27 protein-coding genes are annotated in these 20,308 nt (G+C 72.7%); 13 read left to right on the plus strand and 14 right to left on the minus strand.

All coding sequences use genetic code 11. The features are described from left to right. Positions 1-61 precede the first annotated feature (61 nt). Positions 62-751, minus strand: coding sequence for a TetR/AcrR family transcriptional regulator C-terminal domain-containing protein (locus ABZY44_RS15125; protein WP_356653803.1), 690 nt, complete (start codon positions 749-751; stop codon positions 62-64). 41 nt (positions 752-792) lie between these two features. Here ABZY44_RS15125 and ABZY44_RS15130 point away from each other — a divergent pair, with 41 nt between their 5' ends. Beyond that, complete coding sequence (locus ABZY44_RS15130) at positions 793-2,223, plus strand: FAD-dependent monooxygenase (protein ID WP_356653723.1); 1,431 nt, start codon at positions 793-795, stop codon at positions 2,221-2,223. A gap of 82 nt (positions 2,224-2,305) precedes the next feature. Here ABZY44_RS15130 and ABZY44_RS15135 read toward each other — a convergent pair whose 3' ends face one another. Next, positions 2,306-3,169, minus strand: coding sequence for a hypothetical protein (locus ABZY44_RS15135; RefSeq protein WP_356653725.1), 864 nt, complete (start codon positions 3,167-3,169; stop codon positions 2,306-2,308). Next, positions 3,166-3,519 (minus strand): PadR family transcriptional regulator, encoded by a 354-nt coding sequence (locus ABZY44_RS15140; RefSeq protein WP_356653727.1) that lies wholly within the window; start codon positions 3,517-3,519, stop codon positions 3,166-3,168. Before ABZY44_RS15140 ends, ABZY44_RS15135 begins: the two co-directional genes overlap by 4 nt. Positions 3,520-3,698: 179 nt before the next feature. Here ABZY44_RS15140 and ABZY44_RS15145 point away from each other — a divergent pair, with 179 nt between their 5' ends. From ABZY44_RS15145 to ABZY44_RS15165, 5 genes are read left to right on the plus strand one after another with little or no spacing between them, the layout of a single operon-like run. Continuing rightward, positions 3,699-4,457, plus strand: a complete 759-nt coding sequence (locus ABZY44_RS15145) for a hypothetical protein (protein ID WP_356653729.1) — start codon at positions 3,699-3,701, stop codon at positions 4,455-4,457. 10 nt (positions 4,458-4,467) lie between these two features. Beyond that, on the plus strand, positions 4,468-5,112 hold the full coding sequence (locus ABZY44_RS15150) for a hypothetical protein (RefSeq protein ID WP_356653731.1): 645 nt from the start codon (positions 4,468-4,470) through the stop codon (positions 5,110-5,112). Between the two features lie 12 nt (positions 5,113-5,124). Beyond that, a complete protein-coding gene (locus tag ABZY44_RS15155) occupies positions 5,125-5,385 on the plus strand; it encodes a hypothetical protein (protein ID WP_356653733.1) in 261 nt (86 codons plus the stop codon). After that, the gene (locus ABZY44_RS15160; RefSeq protein ID WP_356653735.1) at positions 5,382-5,729 is read left to right on the plus strand and encodes a DUF6233 domain-containing protein; all 348 of its coding nucleotides are present in this window, start codon (positions 5,382-5,384) and stop codon (positions 5,727-5,729) included. The genes ABZY44_RS15155 and ABZY44_RS15160 overlap by 4 nt, the downstream gene beginning before the upstream one ends. Before the next feature lie 52 nt (positions 5,730-5,781). Next, positions 5,782-6,027 (plus strand): hypothetical protein, encoded by a 246-nt coding sequence (locus tag ABZY44_RS15165; RefSeq protein ID WP_356653737.1) that lies wholly within the window; start codon positions 5,782-5,784, stop codon positions 6,025-6,027. A 159-nt stretch (positions 6,028-6,186) separates the two neighbouring features. Here ABZY44_RS15165 and ABZY44_RS15170 read toward each other — a convergent pair whose 3' ends face one another. Then, positions 6,187-7,122: a LysR family transcriptional regulator gene (locus ABZY44_RS15170; protein WP_356653739.1), complete on the minus strand. Its 936-nt coding sequence runs from the start codon at positions 7,120-7,122 to the stop codon at positions 6,187-6,189. 147 nt (positions 7,123-7,269) lie between these two features. On the opposite strand from ABZY44_RS15170, the gene ABZY44_RS15175 reads away from it, so the two are divergent. Then, a complete protein-coding gene (locus tag ABZY44_RS15175; protein WP_356653805.1) occupies positions 7,270-8,532 on the plus strand; it encodes an MFS transporter in 1,263 nt (420 codons plus the stop codon). Positions 8,533-8,673: 141 nt separating this feature from the next. Here the strand turns inward: ABZY44_RS15175 and ABZY44_RS15180 are convergent, their stop codons facing one another. After that, a complete protein-coding gene (locus ABZY44_RS15180) occupies positions 8,674-9,330 on the minus strand; it encodes a fasciclin domain-containing protein (protein ID WP_356653741.1) in 657 nt (218 codons plus the stop codon). 179 nt (positions 9,331-9,509) lie between these two features. Continuing rightward, the gene (locus tag ABZY44_RS15185; RefSeq protein ID WP_356653743.1) at positions 9,510-11,111 is read right to left on the minus strand and encodes a molybdopterin-dependent oxidoreductase; all 1,602 of its coding nucleotides are present in this window, start codon (positions 11,109-11,111) and stop codon (positions 9,510-9,512) included. Between the two features lie 387 nt (positions 11,112-11,498). On the opposite strand from ABZY44_RS15185, the gene sigK reads away from it, so the two are divergent. Together sigK and ABZY44_RS15195 are read left to right on the plus strand one after the other, a co-directional pair. Then, positions 11,499-12,098, plus strand: a complete 600-nt coding sequence (sigK, locus tag ABZY44_RS15190; RefSeq protein ID WP_356653745.1) for an ECF RNA polymerase sigma factor SigK — start codon at positions 11,499-11,501, stop codon at positions 12,096-12,098. Then, positions 12,095-12,841, plus strand: coding sequence for an anti-sigma factor (locus tag ABZY44_RS15195; protein WP_356653747.1), 747 nt, complete (start codon positions 12,095-12,097; stop codon positions 12,839-12,841). The genes sigK and ABZY44_RS15195 overlap by 4 nt, the downstream gene beginning before the upstream one ends. 156 nt (positions 12,842-12,997) lie before the next feature. Here ABZY44_RS15195 and ABZY44_RS15200 read toward each other — a convergent pair whose 3' ends face one another. From ABZY44_RS15200 to ABZY44_RS15225, 6 genes are all read right to left on the minus strand, one after another. Then, on the minus strand, positions 12,998-13,405 hold the full coding sequence (locus tag ABZY44_RS15200; protein WP_356653749.1) for a cofilin family protein: 408 nt from the start codon (positions 13,403-13,405) through the stop codon (positions 12,998-13,000). Between the two features lie 50 nt (positions 13,406-13,455). Then, positions 13,456-14,148: a DUF6766 family protein gene (locus tag ABZY44_RS15205; protein ID WP_356653751.1), complete on the minus strand. Its 693-nt coding sequence runs from the start codon at positions 14,146-14,148 to the stop codon at positions 13,456-13,458. 81 nt (positions 14,149-14,229) lie between these two features. Continuing rightward, positions 14,230-14,736 (minus strand): hypothetical protein, encoded by a 507-nt coding sequence (locus ABZY44_RS15210; RefSeq protein ID WP_356653753.1) that lies wholly within the window; start codon positions 14,734-14,736, stop codon positions 14,230-14,232. 220 nt (positions 14,737-14,956) lie between these two features. Continuing rightward, positions 14,957-15,199 carry a hypothetical protein gene (locus ABZY44_RS15215; protein WP_356653755.1) on the minus strand — a complete coding sequence of 81 codons (243 nt, stop codon included), beginning with the start codon at positions 15,197-15,199 and terminating at the stop codon, positions 14,957-14,959. 119 nt (positions 15,200-15,318) lie between these two features. After that, positions 15,319-16,086 carry a hypothetical protein gene (locus ABZY44_RS15220; RefSeq protein ID WP_356653757.1) on the minus strand — a complete coding sequence of 256 codons (768 nt, stop codon included), beginning with the start codon at positions 16,084-16,086 and terminating at the stop codon, positions 15,319-15,321. Positions 16,087-16,313: 227 nt separating this feature from the next. Further along, positions 16,314-16,718, minus strand: a complete 405-nt coding sequence (locus ABZY44_RS15225) for a hypothetical protein (RefSeq protein WP_356653759.1) — start codon at positions 16,716-16,718, stop codon at positions 16,314-16,316. 192 nt (positions 16,719-16,910) lie between these two features. Between ABZY44_RS15225 and sigJ the strand changes: the two genes are divergently transcribed. Continuing rightward, positions 16,911-17,924 (plus strand): RNA polymerase sigma factor SigJ, encoded by a 1,014-nt coding sequence (gene sigJ / locus ABZY44_RS15230; protein ID WP_356653761.1) that lies wholly within the window; start codon positions 16,911-16,913, stop codon positions 17,922-17,924. Between the two features lie 97 nt (positions 17,925-18,021). Here the strand turns inward: sigJ and ABZY44_RS15235 are convergent, their stop codons facing one another. Next, positions 18,022-18,246, minus strand: coding sequence for a hypothetical protein (locus tag ABZY44_RS15235; RefSeq protein WP_356653763.1), 225 nt, complete (start codon positions 18,244-18,246; stop codon positions 18,022-18,024). A 262-nt stretch (positions 18,247-18,508) separates the two neighbouring features. Here ABZY44_RS15235 and ABZY44_RS15240 point away from each other — a divergent pair, with 262 nt between their 5' ends. Genes ABZY44_RS15240 through ABZY44_RS15250 form a run of 3 tightly spaced genes read left to right on the plus strand, consistent with a single transcriptional unit; the run spans position 18,509 to position 19,853 of the window. Further along, positions 18,509-18,955, plus strand: a complete 447-nt coding sequence (locus tag ABZY44_RS15240; RefSeq protein WP_356653765.1) for an SRPBCC domain-containing protein — start codon at positions 18,509-18,511, stop codon at positions 18,953-18,955. Continuing rightward, positions 18,952-19,335, plus strand: a complete 384-nt coding sequence (locus tag ABZY44_RS15245; protein WP_356653767.1) for a metalloregulator ArsR/SmtB family transcription factor — start codon at positions 18,952-18,954, stop codon at positions 19,333-19,335. The genes ABZY44_RS15240 and ABZY44_RS15245 overlap by 4 nt, the downstream gene beginning before the upstream one ends. Before the next feature lie 17 nt (positions 19,336-19,352). Next, complete coding sequence (locus tag ABZY44_RS15250) at positions 19,353-19,853, plus strand: hypothetical protein (RefSeq protein ID WP_356653769.1); 501 nt, start codon at positions 19,353-19,355, stop codon at positions 19,851-19,853. Here the strand turns inward: ABZY44_RS15250 and ABZY44_RS15255 are convergent. After that, positions 19,831-20,286, minus strand: a complete 456-nt coding sequence (locus tag ABZY44_RS15255; protein WP_356653771.1) for a hypothetical protein — start codon at positions 20,284-20,286, stop codon at positions 19,831-19,833. The genes ABZY44_RS15250 and ABZY44_RS15255 overlap by 23 nt on opposite strands. Positions 20,287-20,308: the final 22 nt, after the last annotated feature.

Here is a 20,308-nt window from a genome sequence, read left to right on the forward strand (position 1 = left end):
GCGTGCGAGTCCCCCGGCGGGGCCGGCCGCCGCCACCCGCTCCTTCCGCGAGGCGTCCCCGCTACCCTCGGCCCCGTTCCCCGGACGGCGGGAGCACCGTCGCGGCGATGCCCGCGAGCACCATGGCGAGGCCCGCCTCGAAGCCTTCGTCCTGGTTGCGGAACATCTCCGGGCCCGCCGCGGTCGTGAGCGGGTAGTCCGCGAGGCGCTCCGCTCGCGCGTCGAGGTCGTAGCCCTCGCCGTCCGAGCCGGGCAGCGGCCCCATCGACTGCTCCTCGATCACGTACCCGATGGTGTAGCTGTACGCCGTGAACCAGGCTCGGGCGGCCCCGCCCGCGGTGAAGCCCCCGGCGACCAGGGTCCGCAGATGGGCCTCCATGGGCGCGGCGTAGCTCATGTCCGTGAAGTGCGTGCCGCTGTAGACCTTGGCGCCGTCGCGGTAGCGCAGCAGGTGCTCGCGCAGCCCTCGCATCGCGACCTCCAGCGCTTCCCGCCAGTCGCGCGGTGGGCGCAGGGCCGCGTCCAGGTCCGCCGCCATCCGACGGAACATCTCGGTGGCCATCTCGTCGAGCAGGGCCCTCTTGTCCTTGAAGTGCCAATACAGGGCGGGCGCCTTCACGCCCAGCTCCTGGGCGATGGCCCGCAGGGTCAGCCCTTCCAGGCCCACGTCGCCGAGCAGGCGCAGGGCGGTGGCCGCCACCGTCGCCCGGTCGAGCCGGGCCCGTTCGGGTTTCGCATCTCGTTCTCTCACCACCTTGACAACTTAACAGCGTTAAGCCGATCCTCGTAGCCATGACCGCACTTAACAGCGTTAAGGAAAGGGGGGCGCCCGACGTGCTCGTCGTCGGCGCCGGCCCCACCGGACTGACCCTCGCCCTCGACCTCACCCGCCGCGGTGTCCACGCCCTGGTCGTCGAGCGGGCCGACACCCTCTTCCCCGGCTCCCGGGGCAAGGGGCTGCAGCCGCGCACGTTGGAGGTCCTCGACGACCTCGGCGTCGGCGGCGCGGTACGGACCGCCAGCGCCACCGCCCCCCTCGGACAGATCTGGCAGAACGGCGAGCCCGTCGGCGAGCACGACATGCTCGGCGACCGCCACGTCGGCGGTCCCACGGACACCGAGCCCCACCCGCGCGCCCGGCTGCTCCCGCAATGGCGCACGCAGCAGATCCTGTTCGAGCGCCTCACCGCGCTCGGCGGCCGCGTCGCCTTCGGCTCCGCGCCGACCGGCGTCCGCCAGGACGCCGCCGGCGTGACCGCGGACCTCGCCGACGGCAGCACCCTGCGCGCCGCCTACCTCGTCGCCGCGGACGGCGGCCGGTCCACCGTCCGCAAGGACCTGGGCATCGACATGACCGGCGAGAGCGTCGACCCCGCTCCGATGGTCGTCGCCGACGTGCGCCTGCGCTCCGGCGCCCTGGACCGCGACCACTGGCACCTCTTCCCGGGCGCGGACGGCGGTTTCGCCGCGCTGTGCCCGCTTCCGGGCACCGAGGACTACCAGTTCGTCGCGCGGACCGACGACCTCGACATCCCCGCGGCGATCGCCGCCCTCACCCACCTGGGCGCGCGGGACGTCACCGAGGTCCGCTGGGCCTCCGGCTTCCGGCCGCGCGCGGCCAGGGCCGACCGTTTCCGCGCCGGACGGGTCCTGCTCGCGGGCGACGCGGCCCACGTGCACTCCCCCGCGGGCGGCCAGGGCCTCAACACCAGCGTCCAGGACGCCTACAACCTCGGATGGAAGCTCGGCCAGGTACTGCGCCACGGCGCGGACCCGGCGCTTCTGGACACCTACGAGCAGGAGCGGCAGCCCGTCGCCGATCAGATGCTGGGCCTGTCCACACGGATCCACCGCGGCGAGGAACAGCGCGGCGCGGCCACCCGCCAACTCGGCCTGGGCTACCGGGGCGGCCCGCTCTCCGAGGGCGCGGCGGGCGCCCTCGAGGCCGGCGACCGCGCCCCCGACGGCCCGCTCCCCGACGGCCGCAGGCTCTTCGACCTGTTCCGCGGCCCGCACTTCACCCTGCTCGACGTCGGAACGGACGCGGAACTACCACCCGTGGAGCCCGAGTTCACGCACGTCCACCGGATCGGGGCGTACGCGCCGTACGGCAAGGGGATCTTCCTCATCCGGCCCGACGGGTACGTGGGCTGGGCGGGCGAGGACACGACCGGCCTGGCCCCCTACCTCGCCCGCTTCGGGGGCTCACCGGCCGGTTCGTGAGACGAGGCGCCCCGCAGAACGCCCCCGGTCACCGAGAAGGCGGCCGGGGGCGTTCGTCTGCGCCGTACACACGGCGCGCGCCTCACGCCGACGGCGTCGAACCGCCTCGCCGGCGGTACACGCTCACCGCGGCGGACGCGGCCGGCAACAGGCCCAGCAGGAGGGGGAGGACCAGCGGGTCCGCGCCCAGGAGCCCGGTGGACATGCAGACCACGGCGAGGGAGAGGCCCGCGAGAAGGACCGCGGGGGCCGAACGCAGCCGGGCGAACGCCTGCCGCCCGGCCAGCACCAGCCCGCCGGCCACGGGCAGGGCGGTGTCCAGTCCGTACGGGAACGGCCACACCCTCGAAGCGACGGCCAGGACCGCCGCCCCCGCCAACACGGCGGCCACCCCGGCCGCCGTACGCGGGCGCGGGGCGGGACGCAGATCGGATGGACACAGCACGGCCACGAGCGCCAGGAGAAGGGGCGGCCCGCTGACGATGACCGCGAACTCGGGGCCGAAGCCCGTCCGGAGCGCCTGGGCGCCGAAGGCGGCCGCGGTGCCCGCCAGCATCGTCCAGGCGCCTGCCGCCGGGCGGCCGGTCAGGGCCAGCACGGATCCCAGGACGGTCGCCATGCCGGCGGCCGTCGCCACCACGACGAGGCCGACCTCGTCGACCAGGTGACCGATTTCGAAGGCGGGGACCGTGAGCCTGGCCCAGAGCATCGCGTTCACCCCGACCGCGACGACGGCGAACGGCGCCACGGCCGCGACGAGCCGCCCGGCGCGTCCCGCCGAACCCAGCCCGAGCCGCATGCGCAGTGCGTGCCCGACGACATCGACGGCCTCGCGCATCCGTGCGGGCCTGCCCGCGCCCGCGGTCGCCTCGTGGTAGGCGTCGGCGATCTCCTCGCCGAACTCCCGGCGGTAGGCGGCCGGGTAGAGCTTCAACAGCGCGGTCACGCGGTCACCGCCCGGCCGAAGGCTCCGGACCCTCCGAGCTCCAGACGGCGGGTCGCTTCCTGGGCGGTACGCGCGATCCTGGCCGCCTCGGCGGCCAGGACCTCGCGCCCTCGTGGCGCCAGCGCGTAACTGCGCCGCCTGCGCCCGTCGACCACCTCTTCCTCGTGGACGGCGATGAGTGCCTCTTCGAGGAGCCGTTCCAGGGCCCCGTACAGCGTTCCGGTGCGCATTTTCGTCCGGCCTTCCGAGATCTTCTCGACCTCCCGGGCGATCGCGTATCCATGCCGTGGAGCGTCGGCGATCGCGGTGAGGATGAGCAGAGTCGGCTCTCGCAGTGGTTGATCACTCATGAGGACGACGATAGGTCATTCACCGTCATATGTCGATGACTGACCTATGCAGCGAAGCGTCGCGGAAATTGGCCGATTACCCGGCCGGGATCGACTCGTTGGGCAGCGCGGGGCCCCGACCGGCGGGGCCCGTCAGCCGCCGGGAGCCCGCCCCGGACCCGAGCCATCCGAGGACCCCCATGAAGCCGCGCCTCGCCGCCGCCCTGTCGTTCCTGGCCCTCACCCTGACGTCCTGTGGCGACGGAACGGCCGGCACATCCGGCGCCCCCGCACCCAGCAGCTCCACCGCGGCGGGCGCAACGGACACGAAACAGCCGCCCCCCGCCTACGACGGCTCGAAGCTGGAGCCCGGCGAGAAGAAGTTCATGGACACCGTCTGGGCCGTCTCCGACAACCGGGCCAAGCTCAAGGCCGCGGACGCGCAGACCGTCAAGTCCGTCGTCGCCGCCTACTCCCTGGAGTGCCTCGGCGAGGAGAAGGACCGCGAGAAGTTCGCGGACGACCAGGACACGGACCCCAAGATGCCCGCCTCCGACCGCGCGAAGCTCCTCACCTCATGGCGCTCCGACCTGTGCGGCGATGCCGGCAAGAAGGCGGCCGTCAAGGACGTCGCCCTCACGCGCCAGGGCCGCCAGGACCACGACGTGTGGGGGAAGAACGCCTACGTGGTCGCCTACAGGATCACCAACAGCGGCCCCGGGACAGCGGATTACTTCGTCCGGATCGAATTCCACGACGCGGACGGCGACTTCCTGGGATCCACCGGCGTCCTCGTCGACCGCCTCGGCCCGGGCAAATCCTCCACCGGCGAATCCGTACCGGTCCCGGCCGAGATCACCAACGGCACCCCCGGCGACATCGCCGAGGCCAGGGTCTCCGAGGTCGAACGCACCCCGAGGGCTGATCCCGCACCGAAGCCGGAGAAGACGCGGCCATGACGGGAGCACTGTGACCGAAACGCTCGGTGCGCTGCCGCCCCGCCGACGCACGGGAGAAGAACCCGTCCACCTGGACGGCGCCGCCCACGGCAATCTGCTCGGCTTCTGGGCGTGGGCGTACTCGGGCCTGGCCGGCAACACCCTGCGCGGAGCACTGGCCGAGTACATCGTCGCCCTCGCGCTCGACGCCGCCCACGGCACGCGCGTGGACTGGGACTCGGTGGACATCCGACTGCCCGGCGGACCCGAGGTCGAGGTCAAGTCGGCGGCCTACCTCCAGGTGTGGGGCCAGTCCAAGCCGTCCGCCATCTCCTTCTCCATCGCCCCGGCCGAAGGCTGGAACGCGGCCACGGGAGCCGTGGACGGGGCCCGCCTGCGCCGCGCGGACGTATACGTGTTCTGCCTGCTCGAGCACCAGGACAAGGAGACGCTGGACCCACTCGACCTCACCCAGTGGGCCTTCCACGTCCTGCCCACCCGGACCCTGGACGAGCACAGGCGGGACCAGCGCACTCTCGCGCTCTCCTCACTCCTCGCCCTGGACCCGGTCCGCACCGACTTCGCCGGCCTGCGCACCGCCGTACTCGCCGCGGGAACCCGCGACCGACCCGACCCCGGAGACAGCCAGGACTCGCACAAATATTCGAACAACTGATTCAATAAGGGGATGGCGCACTTCCCCTTCCCTGACGACCTGGTCACCCTCAAGCGACAGCAGATCCGGATCTACGGCCGGCTCGCCCTCCAGCCCGCACTCGGCACGGCGGAGCTGCGGCGCGAGCTCATCCGGCTCTCCTGCCTGATCAGCTCGCATCCCTACTGGGAGCAGGGCGGCTGGAGCACCGCGGGCCAGGTCGAGCTGCACCGGGCGGCCTCCGCCGGGCTGACCTCGCCCCGGGGGCCGGCCTCCGGGGCGAGGTCGTCGTGAAGGAGCCGGACGGCCGCCTGGAAGCCCGCCTGGAGAGCTGGCGGGCCGTACGGGCCTGGCTCGCCTGGCAGCAGCGACAGGCCGAGCGCACGATCCGCGCCCTGGAAGCGGAGCTGGCCGCCGGCGCACCGCGCCGCGCGGCCCCCGCGCCCGCGGCGCCGGACTGGAAACTGGAAGCGGTCCGGACGGGGCACGGCCCGGAGGCACTTTCCGTGCACATCGGCGACTGCTCCATGGCGGAGGGCAAGGCGATCACCCGCGAGGAAGCCCGGCGTCTGCTCGCCGAAGGCGTCGGGCCGTGCCCGTTCTGCAGTCCCGAGAACGCACTCGGCATGACCGGCTGATCACCGGCCCCGGACCGGGTGACGCGCCGGGCGGTCCGGCGTTGATCCCTCCATGGAAGAGATGCTGGAGGTACTCCTCGACGGAGTGACGGAGCCACGACTGAAGCTGATCGGCGGCGACGAGGCCCGGGCCCTGATGATCCTCCTGGGCGTGCTCGACGACCAGGCACGGTCTGACGAGGTCCGCCGGGCCGCGGGAGAACTACGGATGCGCCTCGCGTCCCGCCTGGCCGAACCCGCGGGCCTCCCGGGCGGCCTCACTGACGTCGCTCCCCGCGCCGGTACGGTTCTCGGCTAGTGCGCGTCAGTACGCACGGTGCGCTTCGGCCGGCGCCGCGGCGAAGCGAGCACGTGGCTCGCGCCGGCGGCGACAGGGTTCTGAGAGCCGGCGGTCGCACGGCGATCGGAACCCCCCTACGGCCGGGCACCGCCGTACCGCGGGATGAGGCCCGAGGTCTCAGGAGCGTGCGCGGGCCCAGCTCGGGGTCCAGGCGTCCGCCGGCAGCGTCGGTCGCGCCTGGACGAGGTGCCTGCGCAGTGCCGCGAGGGTCGGGTGCGGGTTGGCCGTCCGGTACAGGAACGAGTGCGGGTAGACCAGGGCCGGTGCCTCGATCGGGATCCGCCGCAGACCGTGGGCCGCGGGCCACACGTACCGGTCCCCGGTGCCCACGAGCGTGGCCAGGGCGGCGGAGTCGGCGATCGAGTCCATCAGCGCTTCGCTCCCGAAATCGGGGCCGACCGCGTCGATGCGCAGGTCGAAGGTCTCCACGAGTTCGTCGTAGTAGGCGGCCCACTCGGTGCCCTGCTTGATGCCCGGGATCCAGATCCGGTGCCCCGTCAGCCGCGCCGGGGCCAGCGACTTGGCGGAGGCGAGCGGGTGGCGCGGTCCGACGAGCAGTTGGAGCGGATCGTCCAGGACCCGCTCGGCGCTGATCCCCTCGGTCAGGCCGACCACGGGTACGGCACGGAAGGTCGCGTCGACCTCACCCGCCAGCACGGCGTCGATCGCCCTGCTCGCGTTCGCGTCCGAGAGCGTGACCACGTCGAGGTCCGTGCCGGGATGCGCTTGGTAGAAGCCCTGCAGGGCCGAGGCCGGGGCGATGCGCCGGTTGAGGACGTCCACGCGCAGCACCCGCTCACCGGGACGCACGGAGGCGGCCGCCCGTTCCACGGCCCGCAGGACCTCGCGGGCGTGCGGGAGGAACGCCTGCCCGTCCAGCGTGAGGCGGGCGCCGCGGGCGGTGCGGACGAACAGAGTCACTCCGAGCGCGCGCTCCAGGGCCGCCACGCGCTTGGAGACGGCCTGCTGGGTGATGCGCAGGTCCACGGCGGCTTCCTGGAACCGACCGGTCTCCACGACGGCGACGAAGGTGCGCACGGCATTGATGTCCACGTCCGAAGCCTACGCGCGCACAACCTGGGGTTGTGGCTCACGGATCCTGCGGTTGTTGGACCGGCGGCCCGTTCACCTGGTCGAATCCTCGCCGTGGAAGCCGGGGAAGCGGTGGAAGCCGTGGACGAGGGTGAGGGCAGGTCTTTGATGGCGCGGCAAGAGCTCGGGCGCTCGTTCGGATGGCTGTGGTCGGCGTTCGCCGCGTCCACCATCGGCACCGCTGTGGGATTCGGTGCGTTCCCCCTGCTCGCGATCCAGGTGCTGCACGTCGGCCCGGCGGCCGTTTCGGCGCTGGCTGCCACCGGGATGGCGGTCGGCGCGCTCCTCGCGCTCCCGCTGGGTCCGTGGGTCGAGGGCCGCCGGAAGAAGCCCGTCATGATCCTCGCGGACCTGGTGCGCTCCGGGACCCTGCTGACGGTCCCCGCCGCCTACTTCGCCGGCTGTCTGACCTACGCCCACCTCCTGGTCGTCTCCGTGATCAGCTCGACGGCGAACATCGCGTTCACCGCCGCCGGCGGCGCCTTCCTCAAGCAGCTCGTGCGCCCGGACCGTCTGCTGGTGGCCAACGGCCGCTTCGAGTCGACCTCCTGGACCGCCACGGCGGTGGGGCCGCCCCTGGGCGGGGCGGCGATCAGCCTGCTGGGGCCCGCGGTCACCCTCATCGCCAACGCCACCGGGTTCCTGCTGTCGGCGCTCGGCATCGGTGCGATCCGCCAGCAGGAGGGCCGTTCCGAGCGGGTTGGGGCCGAGCGGGCCGGAGCCGAGCGGCTGAGGGCCTCGGACCTGGTCAGGGGCTGGAAGTTCATCCACGACGACCCGCTCCTGCGCCCGCTGTTCTGGAACACCGTGACCGTCAACGCGCTGATCATGGCCACGGAACCGCTGCTGGCCGTCCTGCTGCTGGACGATCTGGGCTGGCCGGCGTGGCAGTACGGGCTCGCCTTCGGACTGTCCTGTGCGGGTGGTTTCGTCGGCGCCCGGGCCGCCCCACGCCTGGTGGCCCGCTACGGCCACCGCCGCACGCTGATCACCTCCGGCGCCCTGCGTGCCGTGTGGCCGGTCGGGCTGTTCTTCGTCATGCCCGGGTACGCGGGGGTGGTGCTGGTCATCGCCGTCGAACTGGTCCTGATCACCTGCATCGGTGTGTTCAACCCGCTGCTCGCCACCGAGCGTCTCCAGCGCGTCCCGGCCGAGCGGGTCGCACGGGTCCTGGTGGCCTGGAAGGTGACCGGCACCGGCGCGATCGCCGCGCTGACCGCCCTCTGGGGCGCCCTGGCCGCCGTCACCGACGCCCGTATCGCGATCGGCGTCGCCGGCGTACTGCTGCTGGCCACGCCGGTCCTCCTGCCCGGACGGCACCGGACGCGGAAGCCGGCCGGGTCGGGCGGTACCGCGTGCGCACGGCCGTGAACCCGCCGCAGCCCCCGGGCCACAGCGGTCGGTCTCGCCTCCTCGCCCGCCCGCACGCCCGCACGCCCGCACGCAGGGGGGTGGGCCGGGGCGCCCGAGGAGGGGTTCCGGCCCACCCTGTGCGTCACAGGGACGGTGCGGCTACTTCGGCATCAGGACGGTGTCGACGATGTAGACGTTGGCGTTGGCGGTCTTCACGTCGCCGCAGACCACGTCGGAGCTCTCGTTGACCTCGTACGTCTCGCCCGATCCCCTGGTGGTGATCTTGCTCTTCTCGAGCGTGTCGAAGGAGCCGTTCCCCAGCTGCTTCGGGGTGAGCCGCTCCCCCACCACGTGGTAGGTGAGGATCTTGGTGAGCATGGCCTTGTCGGCGAGGACCTTGTCCAGGTCGGCCTTCGGGATCTTGGCGAAGGCGTCGTTGGTCGGCGCGAACACCGTGATGTCCTTGGCGTTGTTCAGGGTGTCGACGAGGCCGGCCTTCTTGACGGCGGCCACCAGGGTGGACAGCGCCGGGTTGTTGGAGGCGGCCGTGGCGACCGGGTCCTTGGCCATGCCGTCGAAGCTGCCCGCACCGTCCTTCGGGACGCCCGAGCAGGCCGGCCCGAACGGCCCGTCCGGCGTGGTCGACGCGGCCGCGGCATCGGACTGCGCGGGGGCGGAGGCGGCGGCGCTCCGGTCGGCGGAGGAACCCGCCGCGCCGTCGTTGCCCGAGTCCGAGCAGGCGGTGAGCGCGAACGGCAGCACGGCCGCCGCCGCGACGGCGAGGGCGGTACGGCGCAGGCGCAGGGTACTGGTCATGATCGATATCTCCTGATGGGTTTGCCGAACTTCGGAACGGGGGCTGAACTTCTGTCCCGTCCCGACGTGTTGTCGGGACGGGCGGTCCGGTGGTCCGGTGGTCTGGTGGTCCGGTCGGGGGGTGCTGGGGTGTGGCCCGGGGGGCCTGGGGGCCTGGTCCGGGCGTTGTGGGTCCCGGGTTATCCCGCGGTCACGAACACGCTGTGCCAGCCGCTCGCTCCGTCGGGGATGGTCCGGGTGCGCTCTTCCGTCTGCACCTGGCCGGTGCCGTCGGTGGCGCGCACCGTGAGGGTGTGGCCGCCGGGGTCGGCCTTCCACGGGTAGGACCAGTGGCGCCACGTGTCCGGGCCGGCCTGGGCGGCGAGGTCGGCTTCCTGCCACGCGCCGTCGTCGACGCGGACCTCGACCCTGCTGATGCCGCGGTGCTGGGCCCAGGCGACCCCGGCGACCGTCACCGTTGCGGCCGCCGGACGGGCGAAGGGTCTGGGGGTGTCGATACGGGCCTGCGTCTTGACGGGTCCCCTTCGGGCCCATGTGCGCTTGACCCAGTAGGCGTCGTACGCGTCGAAGGTGGTGAGCTCGATGTCCTCGATCCACTTGCAGGCCGAGACGTACCCGTAGAGACCCGGTACGAGCATCCGGACCGGGAAGCCGTGGGCGAAGGGCAGCGGCTGACCGTTCATGCCGACGGCCAGCATCGCGTCACGGCCGTCCATCACGTCCTCGACCGGGGAGCCGAGGGTCATGCCGTCGACCGATCGGGCCACCAGTTGGTCGGCCGGTCCGCCTTTCGACGGCGGTGTGACACCGCACTCGCCCAGCAGATCGGCCAGGCGTACGCCCAGCCAGCGGGCGTGGCCGACGTAGGGGCCGCCGACCTCGTTGGAGACGCAGGTCAAGGTGACGTCCCGTTCGATGAGGGGGCGTGCGAGGAGCTCCGGGAAGGTGTACGTACGGGGCCGCGGCACACCCTTGCCGTGGATCTTCAGCCGCCAGGTGCCCGCGTCGACCTTGGGTACCACCAGCGCCGTGTCGACGCGATAGAAGGCGTCGTTCGCCGTGGTGAAGGGGCTGATCTCCGGGACCTTCAGCCGCACCGAGGCGGGCAGGGCAGGCGCCGGCGAGGCGGGGGCGGGCAGAGTGACCGCGGCTCGGGAGGCCACGGCGCCCTCGCCGCGCCGCCCCGCCAGCGCCCTGCCCACGGCTCCGGCCCCCGTGGCGGCCACGGCCGTGACGGATGCCGCCACCAGGAAGCCCCTTCGGGGGAAGCCCGGGCCGGGCCCGCCGCCGCCGGGCCCCGAGGCAGGGCGCGGGGCAGGATGGGAGGCCGCTTTCCCGGAGAGGAGGAAGAGGACGGCCGCGCCCGCGGCCGCGCCGGCCAGGGAGGGCAGGGCGTCCGCCGGCCCCCGGGCGTCGGGGCGGGTGAGGGCGGCGGCCGCCCCGACGGCACCGAAGAGGAACACGCCCGCGGCTCCCGAGCGGCGGTAGCGCGGCGAGGCGACGCCGAGGGCCACGGCGAGGAGACCGAGGGCGGACAGGATGCCGAGCCGCAGTACGAGTTTGTCGTTCTCGCCGAACGTCCGGATCGCGTAGTCCTTCAGAGCGGCCGGCGTCCGGTCGATCGCCGCGCCACCCACCACGGTCACCGGTCCGGCCCGGGGCCGCACCAGCGACGCGACGAGCTCGGCCACCGCCAGGGCCGTGAAGGCGGACAGCAGACCGGACACGGCGCCCAGTGCGCCGCGGGTCAGGGAGGTACGGAAGGTGCTCACACCGGCCATTCGGTGTGGTCCGTCCGGCGGATTGGTCGGGATCGCCGGGGACTTTCCGAGGAGTTGACAGCGACCGGCCGAGGAGTGGTCGGCGACTTGCCGGGGACTTGCTGCCGCCGGGCGGCGGGCCCGGCGCGCGGGCGGGAGGTGCCCGCTTGCCCCGATCGGATGAGCGAGGGCCGCACGGTTGGCCGGAACCTGGAGCAATCCGCGGCCGTGGCCACTACGAAGGACGTTCAGGACCACCGGAGCGATGTCCGCGGCCGGCCCCCGCACACGCGGGGTGGCCGGTCCACCGTCCGCCAGTTAAGGACTGTTCATGTCATGGATGCACCAGGACGGCCACCTCGGCACCGGGCCACCGCTGTGGGCCCGAGGACGCGGGAGGGGGCGCCGATGAGGCAGCAGCCGCACTTCGGCGGCACCGAGTCCGGCGACACCGGGTCCGGCGGCCCCCAGCTGGAGGACGTCATGGAACAGGTGGGCCGCGGCGACAAGAACGCCTTCTCCGTCCTCTACGACGCGGTGGCGAACACCGTCTTCGGAATCGTCGTCAAGGTCGTGCGGGACAGGGCGCAGTCCGAGGAGGTGGCGCAGGAGGTGATGATCGACCTGTGGCGCCAGGCCGCCCGCTACCACCCCGCTCAAGGCTCCGTGATGACATGGGTGGCGACGATCGCGCACCGGCGCGCGGTGGACCGGGTCCGGTCCGCGCAAGCCTCGGCCAACCGTGAGAAGGCCACTGCCGCGCGCGATCAGGCACGGCCTTTCGACGAGGTCGCCGAGCAGGTCGAGACCCGGCTGGAGAGCGAGCAGGTACGCCGGTGCATGCGCGGGCTGACCGAACTGCAGCGCCAGGCAGTGACCTTGGCCTACTACCAGGGCATGACGTACCGCGAGGTCGCTGAAACACTGCGGGCCCCGCTTCCGACCATCAAGACCAGAATGCGCGACGGACTGATCCGGCTGCGCGACTGCATGGGGGTGACCACGTGAAGAAGCACCGGCTACACGAAGACCTGCACGCCCTCACCGGCGCGTACGCCCTGGACTCGCTCCCGGAGGAGGAGCGCCGTACCTACGCCGCCCATCTCGAGGAGTGCGCCGACTGCGCGCGTGAGGTCGCCGGCTTCGCCGCGACGACCGCCCGGCTGGCGGCCGCGGTGAGTGCGCCCGTCCCCCCGGATCTGAAGCTTTCGGTCATGCGGGCCGTCGAAGGCGTCCGCCAGTTGCCCCCGCACACCCGGGCGGACCGGCCGGCCCGTCGGTCCTGGTTCCTGCCGCGCCGCCTCGGTCCGTTCGTCGTCGCGGCCGCCATCGCCGCGGCCGCCGTCTTCGGTGGTCTCGCCGTCTGGCAGCACCAGGAGAACCGCACTCAGGCCCAGCACGCCGAAGCGCGGGTCAGGGAAGTGTCCGCGGTGTTGGCGGCGGCGGACGCGCGGACCGTGCGCGGCCGGACGAGCGGCGGGGCGACCACCTCCGTGGTGACCTCCCCGAGGCTGAACAAGTCCGTGTTCGTCGCCGCGGGGCTGCCGCCCGCGCCCGCCGGGAAGACGTACCAGTTGTGGTTCGACGACCACGGCACCATGCGCCCCGCGGGCCTCCTGCGCCAGGACGGCGCCCGCCTCATGCAAGGGGATCCCGGCCGGGCATCCGCCGTCGGACTGACCCTGGAGCCCGAGGGCGGCTCCCCCCAGCCGACCAGCAGCCCGCTGCTCCTGCTCAGCCTCCCCACGTGACCTCCGGCCGCAGCCCCTCTCCGCGCTCCGTGGTCACGCCGACGACCGCGACCGCGTCGGCGGCGGGACCGGGCGCCGCCGCCGACGGCGTGGACGTGGCGCCAGGACGCACCCGGGCCGGCCGTTCCGGCCCGAGCGGGCGGAAGCCCCGCCGGGTCAGCCGGCGAGGGCGACGAGCCGTTCGTACGCCAGCTGCGGCGTCCGTCTGGCCGTGAGGTGGACGCGGACGTCCAGGAGGTAGCCCTTGAGAGCGGTGTAGCCCGCCGTGTAGGCCTCTTCCCGCTCCTCGGCGTTCGGCGGCATCCAGCAGACCAGCAGCTGTTCGTGCCTGCGTGCGCCGTCCGGGGCGGCGAAGGACAGTTCGTGGACGAACAGGCGCGCCTCGTCCGCGGGCAGGGACGACACGAGCTCGTCCTGCGTCAGGTTGCCTTCCAACTCCACCTCCAGCATCAGCATCCCCGGGGTCTCGTCGAGGAGGAGGATCACGGTGTTGATCTCCCGTGTCTCCCTCAGGTGCTGAAGGGCCTCACGGCAGCCCTCCGAGAGGCCGATCGGGCTGCTCATGACGTACCTCGGTTCGCTCGTGGCCGGAGTCTGGGGACGGGCAAGGCGGTTCAGCCCTCCACACCGGTGGACGCGTGCGGGGCGCCGACGGGCTTGGATTCCGGTGACCCCCGCTGGCGCAGGTAGATGGAGAGGATGGCCATGGCGGCCACGGCCAGGAGTTCGGACTGCCAGTTCTGGAGCGATCGGTTCCAGAAATCGGCGGACGCGAGGTAGCCGCCCCAGGAGACGGAGGGCAGCAGATCGCGCAGCTGCCGCTCGTTGTAGGCGGCGGTGCCGGCGATGGACTGGGCGAGCCAGGACAGCAGGAACAGCAGGGCCATCACGGTCCCCAGGGAGCGCGCGTACACGTGCTGCCGCCAGTCCTTCGTACCGGCCCATCGGGGCGAGTCACCTCGGGCGTGGTCGCCGACGCGCTGCTCGCGGTCGCTCTCCGTCCCCGCTCTGTGCAGTTCCTTGGATTCGGGTGAGCCGCGCTGGAGGAGGTAGACGGTGCCGAAGATGTAGAGGAAGAACTGGAGGAATTCCGACTGCCAGTTCTCGGAGACGTCGACGGCGAAGTCCGAGGACATGAGGTACTCCCCGAGCGTCAGCTGCTGGAGCCCGTCGACGGCGAGGTCTTGGTTGAACCCGGCATGCCCGGCGAGGGCCTGGCCCGCCAGGACGACGAAGAACGCACCCCCGAAGGCGAGGGTGAGGCTGTTGTTCCGCCAGAATCCGCCCCCGGCACGCTCGCCGCTCACCGGTCCAGCGCTCCGATCGTGATGAAGTAGCCCAGTCCGCCCAGGATCGTCACCAGGCAGGCGATGAAGAGGCCGCGCATGTCAGCCGCCCTTCAGTGAGCACTGGTAGGGCTGCTCGCCCCGGGGCGTGCAGCCCGCGGCCACCACTTTCCAGCCGTCGTCGAACTGCGACAGGAACAGGGTGTCCTTCTGCGTGCTCAGCAGCGCCTGCCGTCCGTAGACCTGCGTGCCGTGCACCTGGCCGGCTCCCGACGGCAGCTCCTCACCGGGCAGGACCGCGCCGCACGGCTTGTGCTCGTCGTCCTCGAGCTGTCGTCGGGTCTGGGGCGCCAGCAAGGCGCACGCCCGCGGGTAGTCCGCGTCGGCGAGGGCCTGTTCGAAGGCCAGGCCGGCCTGCCGGGCGCCTTCCACCCGGGGTGCGGGTGCCCCGCACCCGCCCAGCACCGCCGCCACCGCGACGGCCGCCAGCGCGTCCACCGCCGGACCTCGCAGCCGCCCGGGGCGCCGACGCCGGCGTCGGCGCGGACAGGCGTGAGCGGGCACGTACGCCGAGGGCCTGTTCTCCCGCAGCAGCGCGTTCGGGTTCATGTACGTCTCCTCAAGCGGTGGTGTGCGGCACCGCACCACCATCCCTCCGCGGACGACGAAGATCCCGCTTCCGGCGCGGGACACACGGGAGACCGCCCGCCCGGACCAGCCCCCTCGGACCGGCCCCCTCGGACCAGCCCGTCTCGGACCAGCCCGTCTCGGACCGGCCCTGCCCGATCGCCGGAGGGTGCGCGACGTACCGCCGTGCGGACGGCCACCGTCACGGGGGTACGACACCGGGCCGCGGTGACGCCGGCGCCTCCGCGTCGGCCCCGCGCCCTCCCCGGGTCGCGCCGTACGCGTGCGGGTCGTCCTCGGGACGCAGGCCGAGCATGTCCAGCAGCAGCGCCAGTTCTCCGGGGTCGACGGCGCGGGAGGCCACGGCGCGGCGCGCCGCCGCCCGGTCCGTCGTCCGGGAGTGCGCCAGGAGAGCCGGTTCGTCACAGCCAAAGGGATCCTTCACCTCGCAGATCCCACCACGCCCGTCCCCCGCGTGCAGCCGGACTGCTCCACCTGCACCGCGATCCGCCCCGGGGCGCCCCGGATGGTGGCGGGGTGCGGCACGCCGGCGATGCGGTGGATTCAGTTCGCGCCGGTATCCGTCCGCGGCTCGCCAGGGGGCGCGGCGGCGCCGCGTTCCGCGGAGCTGGTGCAGGCGAAGCGGGGCAGGAAGAACTGCGTGACCGGGCCCACGGCGAGTGCGTACAGCACCGTACCGGCGCCCACGGTGCCGCCGAGCAGCCAGCCCACACCGAGCACGGTGATCTCTATGGACGTGCGGATGAAACGGATGGAACGTCCGGTGAGCGCGGACGCCCCGGTCATCAGGCCGTCCCGGGGCCCGGGGCCGAAGCGGGCGCCGACGTAGAGGGCGATGGACAACGCGTTGAGGAGGATCCCGCCGAAGAGCAGACCGATCCGGGTGGGGAGCCCGAGCTCCTCGGGGACGAGCCAGAGTCCGAGGTCGGAGGAGAACCCCAGGACGACGATGTTCGCGACGGTGCCGAACTTCGGCCTCTGCTTCAGGGGTATCCAGAGGAGCAGCACCACCGCACCGACCAGGGCGGTGACCGTGCCGAAGCTCAGGGACGTGTGGCGCACCAGGCCGTCGTTCAGGACGCTCCAGGGGTTCAGGCCCAGCGAGGCCCGGACCATGAGCGACAGGCTGAACCCGTACAGGGTGAGGCCGACGAACAACTGGGGCAGTCGACGCAGCGGCCGCTCACCGAAGCGGACGTAGGAGAGCGGGGGTGGGGAGGGGCGTGCACCAGCTCGCGCGGGAGCCTCGACTCGTGCCACTGCTCGGCGCTCCGTCCCGCGCCCGTAGCCGTCGGTGGTCTCCTGCTGCATTCCGCTCGCCTCCACATGGTTCCAGTGGCCTTGTTCCGGGCCGATGAGGTGAGTTTGCAGGGTGACCGGCCCCGATGACATGGCCAATTTCGGAGAAATGGCTGGTGGACGCCCCCGAGCCGGTGCGGCGCCGTGCGCGGTGGACCGCGTCGGACGGATGCGCGCGCCGTCAGGTGCACGCGCGCATCCGCGAGGCGGCGGATCCGGCAGCGCTCTTCGCGCGGCGACTATCTCCGGGTGTCGGTGCCCCCGGGCGCACGGGTGGACGGCAACCGGACCAGCGCCAGCACGCTCAGGCCGAACATCATTACGCCCAGGGGGACATGGACCGACGGTACGTGCGCGATGCCGAGCACCACCTGCACCGAAGCGAGCACGAGGAAACCCGACGCGTGGAGGACGGGGCGGGGCGACCCGCCGCCCGGCCGCCAGGCCAGGACCGCGGCGAGCACGTACAGCATCGACGCGCCGTACATCACCCGGGCTCCGACACCGTGCAGGACCTCACCGGGGGGCCAGGACAACAGCAGTCCGGCGGTGGCCGCTTGGAAGAAGACGGCCAAGGTCTGCAGGGCCACCGCGACCTGCACGAAGGTGAATCTGCCCTGCTCTTGCGTCGTCTGTGTCGCCATGACGCGGTCCCCTCTTCTGCCTCGCGGCGGTGGATCGGTAGTGTCTCGGTAGTCCGACGACGCGGGCCCCCGAAATGTGAGGCGAAGCGCCAACCTCGTTCACCGGCGCGGAGTTTCGTCGAGGCGGCCGGAGCGGTGACGGCAGCGACAGCGACAGCGACAGACGAGAAGAAGCGAGGAGCGGTCGTCACCATGAACACCCCATCCGTGCCGGTGCACGAACGGTCCGCGCCGGACCTCGGCGTGCTCGTCGGCGAGCGGCGTCGGCTGCTCAATCTCGCCTACCGGCTGCTCGGTTCGCTGGCCGAGGCCGAGGACGCCGTGCAGGAGACGTACGCCCGCTGGTACGCGATGTCGCGGCAGCGGCGGGAAGCCGTCGAGTCGCCCGGGGCCTGGCTGACCACGGTGGCCGGCCGCATCTGCCTGGACACGCTCGGCTCGGCACGGGTCCGGCGCGAGCGCTACGTCGGGCCGTGGATTCCCGAACCGCTGCCCGACCGTACGGAGTGGTTCAGCGGGCCCGCGGGCGGCGGGGGCGGGCCGGCCGACCCCGCCGACCAGATCACGCTGGACGAGTCGGTGAACATGGCCTTCCTCGTCGTACTGGAGTCGATGACGCCGGCCGAACGCGTGGCGTTCATCTTGCACGACGTCTTCCGGTACCCCTTCGCCGAAATCGCCGAGATCGCCGGCCGGACGCCGGCGGCCTGCCGGCAGCTGGCGTCCTCGGCCCGTCGACGCGTGCGCGCCGAGCGGGCTCCGGCCGTTCCGGACGCCGGGCTCGCCGGGTTCGCCGGGCCGGGCGAACGGTCCGCGCAGGCGGCTCAGGCCGCTCAGGCCGGTCTGGTACGGCATTTCAAGGAGGCGTGGGAAGCCAAGGACATCGCAGCCCTCGTCGGCCTCCTCGATCCCGAGGCCACGATGACCGCCGACGGTGGCGGCCTGGTCGGCACCGTCCTGCGTCCGGTCGAGGGCAGCGCGCGCATCGCCCAGTACCTGATCCACATCGCTGACGCGGCCCCCGGACTGACACTCCTGGAACGGTCGGTCAACGGCCGGCCGGGCCTGGTCGCGCAGAACGCCGGCGTCACGGTGACCGTGGCGGCGTTCGGCCTCACCGGCGGCCGCATCACCCGCATCTGGGCGGTCCGCAACCCGGAGAAACTCCGTCCGTGGACCGAGACCGGAGGGACCGGGCAGGCCTGAGGGCCGACCGGGGGGGCGTCGTGTCGGAACCGGCCCCGCCCGGCGTCAGCCGCAGGAGCTGAAGGCCGCCCCTGCCACGGTCCGCCGAGCTCCGTTCTCAGGTGACACGGTTCTGCTCACCGGCCAGCTCGGCGAGGTGGTTGTCGCGGGCGGTCTCCCACGGGACGCCGCTCTCGGCCGGGGGGTACCCGTGGGCCGCGATGTCCTCCAGGACGCTCGCCAGACGGTCCGTCCTGGCCCGCTCGCCGGCCGCGTACGCGCGCACCGCGTCGGCGGCGGTGGCATCGAGCGGCCGGCGTTCGGCGGCCGGCTGTTCGCTCATCGGGGCCTCCAGGGCGGGATCTCGCAGGGCGATACCACGGTAGCGCCAGCGGGGACGCCGGGACCGCGGCTCCGGGGATCCGGGATCGGGGGTTCCGGATCCCGGATCCCCGGATCCTGGGTCCCGGATCCGGATCCCGGGTCGTGCAGGCCTTTGTCGCGCCGCCCGGCCTCTCGAGAAGCAACCCACGGGTTGCGCCCAGCGCGGCGCAGGTGCAATCCTGGGGTTGCACATCAATGGCGTCGATGAACGGAGTCAGCCCATGAGCGAGGACCGGATCGAACGCGAGACCCTGATCGCGGCACCCCTGGAGCGCGTCTGGTCGCTCGTGGCCCAGCCCGGGTTCTGGGTCGCCGACAAGGCTTCCCTGCCCGGGACCGTGGCCAGGGAAGGGGAGTCGATGATCGCGAAGCACCCCGAGCACGGCGAATTCCCGGTGCGCGTGGAGAAAGTGGAGCCGCCGACCTACCTGGCGTACCGCTGGACCAGCGCGTTCCCCGGAGAGGAGCTGCGCGAGAACAACAGCACCCTCGTGGAGTTCACGCTGACCCAGGAGGGCGAGCAGACGCGGCTGCGCGTCGTCGAGAGCGGCTTCGCGGCGCTGGCCGGGTCCGAGGCCCTGCGGACCCAGAACCTTCAGGATCACAGCGAGGGCTGGCCCCTGGAGCTCGACGCGCTCAGGACACGCGCGGAACAGACCTCCGCGTGAGGGAGGAACGCCCCGGCGCCGGCGCCGACGAGGTCGTCAACAGCGTCCTCGCCGCGCTGGCCGACCCGACGCGCCGCCGGCTGCTCGACCTCCTCGCCGCACAGCGCGGGGCCACCGCGACGACGCTCGCCGACGAACTCCCCGTCTCGCGCCAGGCCGTGGTCAAGCACCTCGCCGTCCTGGACGCCGCCGGCTTGGTCTGCGGCAGCCGGGTCGGCCGCGAGGTCCGGTACACGGTGCGGCCGGCGGCGTTGAACGTGACGGCACGGTGGATGGCCACGCTCGCGACCGACTGGGACCGCCGACTGGCCACCATCAAGCGCGTAGCTGAGGCTGCCGAGGCCGCTGAGCAGGCTGCACCTCCGACGCCACCTGACTGAGTGGGAGCAACCGCATCATGGACACCACAGCACTGCGCAACGCCTACGGCCGCTTCCTCGACGCCGCGGCCGTCCCCGGTCTCGGCGACCCCGAGGACGGCGGGTGGAACGCCGACCAGATCCTGGCCCACGTCCTCAGCGTCGACGCCGCGACCGCGGCGACCGCCCTCGGCGTCGTCGCCGGGGCGCGGCCCGCCTTCGACAACCGGATCTCCCTCGACCCCTGGAATCTCGAGCGGATCATCGCGGCGCACTCGGGCAGGGCCGATCTCATCGATCACGTCCGCAGCCAGGCGGCCGTGCTCTGCGACATCGCCGATCGCCTCGACGAGCAGGCTGCCTCGGTTCTCGTACCCGCGCTCCTCCTGTCCAACGACACGCTCGCGCTGGACCGGCCGCTCCCGCTCGCGGGCCTCATCGACGGCCTCGCCGAGAGCCACGTACCGGGACACACCCAACAGCTCCTCGCGCTTCGCCGCACCGCCCACGGACGTGTCAGTCGCGAGCGGTCCGGGTGAGCCAGGAGGTCGTCGTCACGGACGCGATCAGTTCCTTGTACGTCTCGTCACCGGGCACGGGTACGACGAGCCAACGGCCCGGCGGGAAGAACCGGCCCTTGGTGAAGGCCAGTCCGCCGTACACGGACCGGAGGAAGGCCGGGACGGCGTGCTTGGGCACGTCGTGGAACTCGACGCCGTCCACGGTGATCTTCGCGTCGTCCTCCGGGAAGAGCCGGACGCTCACCTCCGGGACACCCGTCAGTTCGACGAACGCCTCGTGCGGCAGTGAGCCGTCGGCGTCCACCGTCACGAAGGCACCGGCACACGTGCGGCGCGAGGTCTGGTCGGCGCCGATGTCCTCGGTCACGCTCATCGTGAGGCGGTACTCGTCGGCGATGGCGCGTATCGCGGTCACCGCGGACTCTGTGGTCAACAGACGGAGATGCTCCATGATCAGGATTCTGCCTCATGGA

Origin of the sequence: Streptomyces sp. NPDC006544 (assembly GCF_040611715.1) — a bacterium.
Lineage (GTDB): Bacteria > Actinomycetota > Actinomycetes > Streptomycetales > Streptomycetaceae > Streptomyces.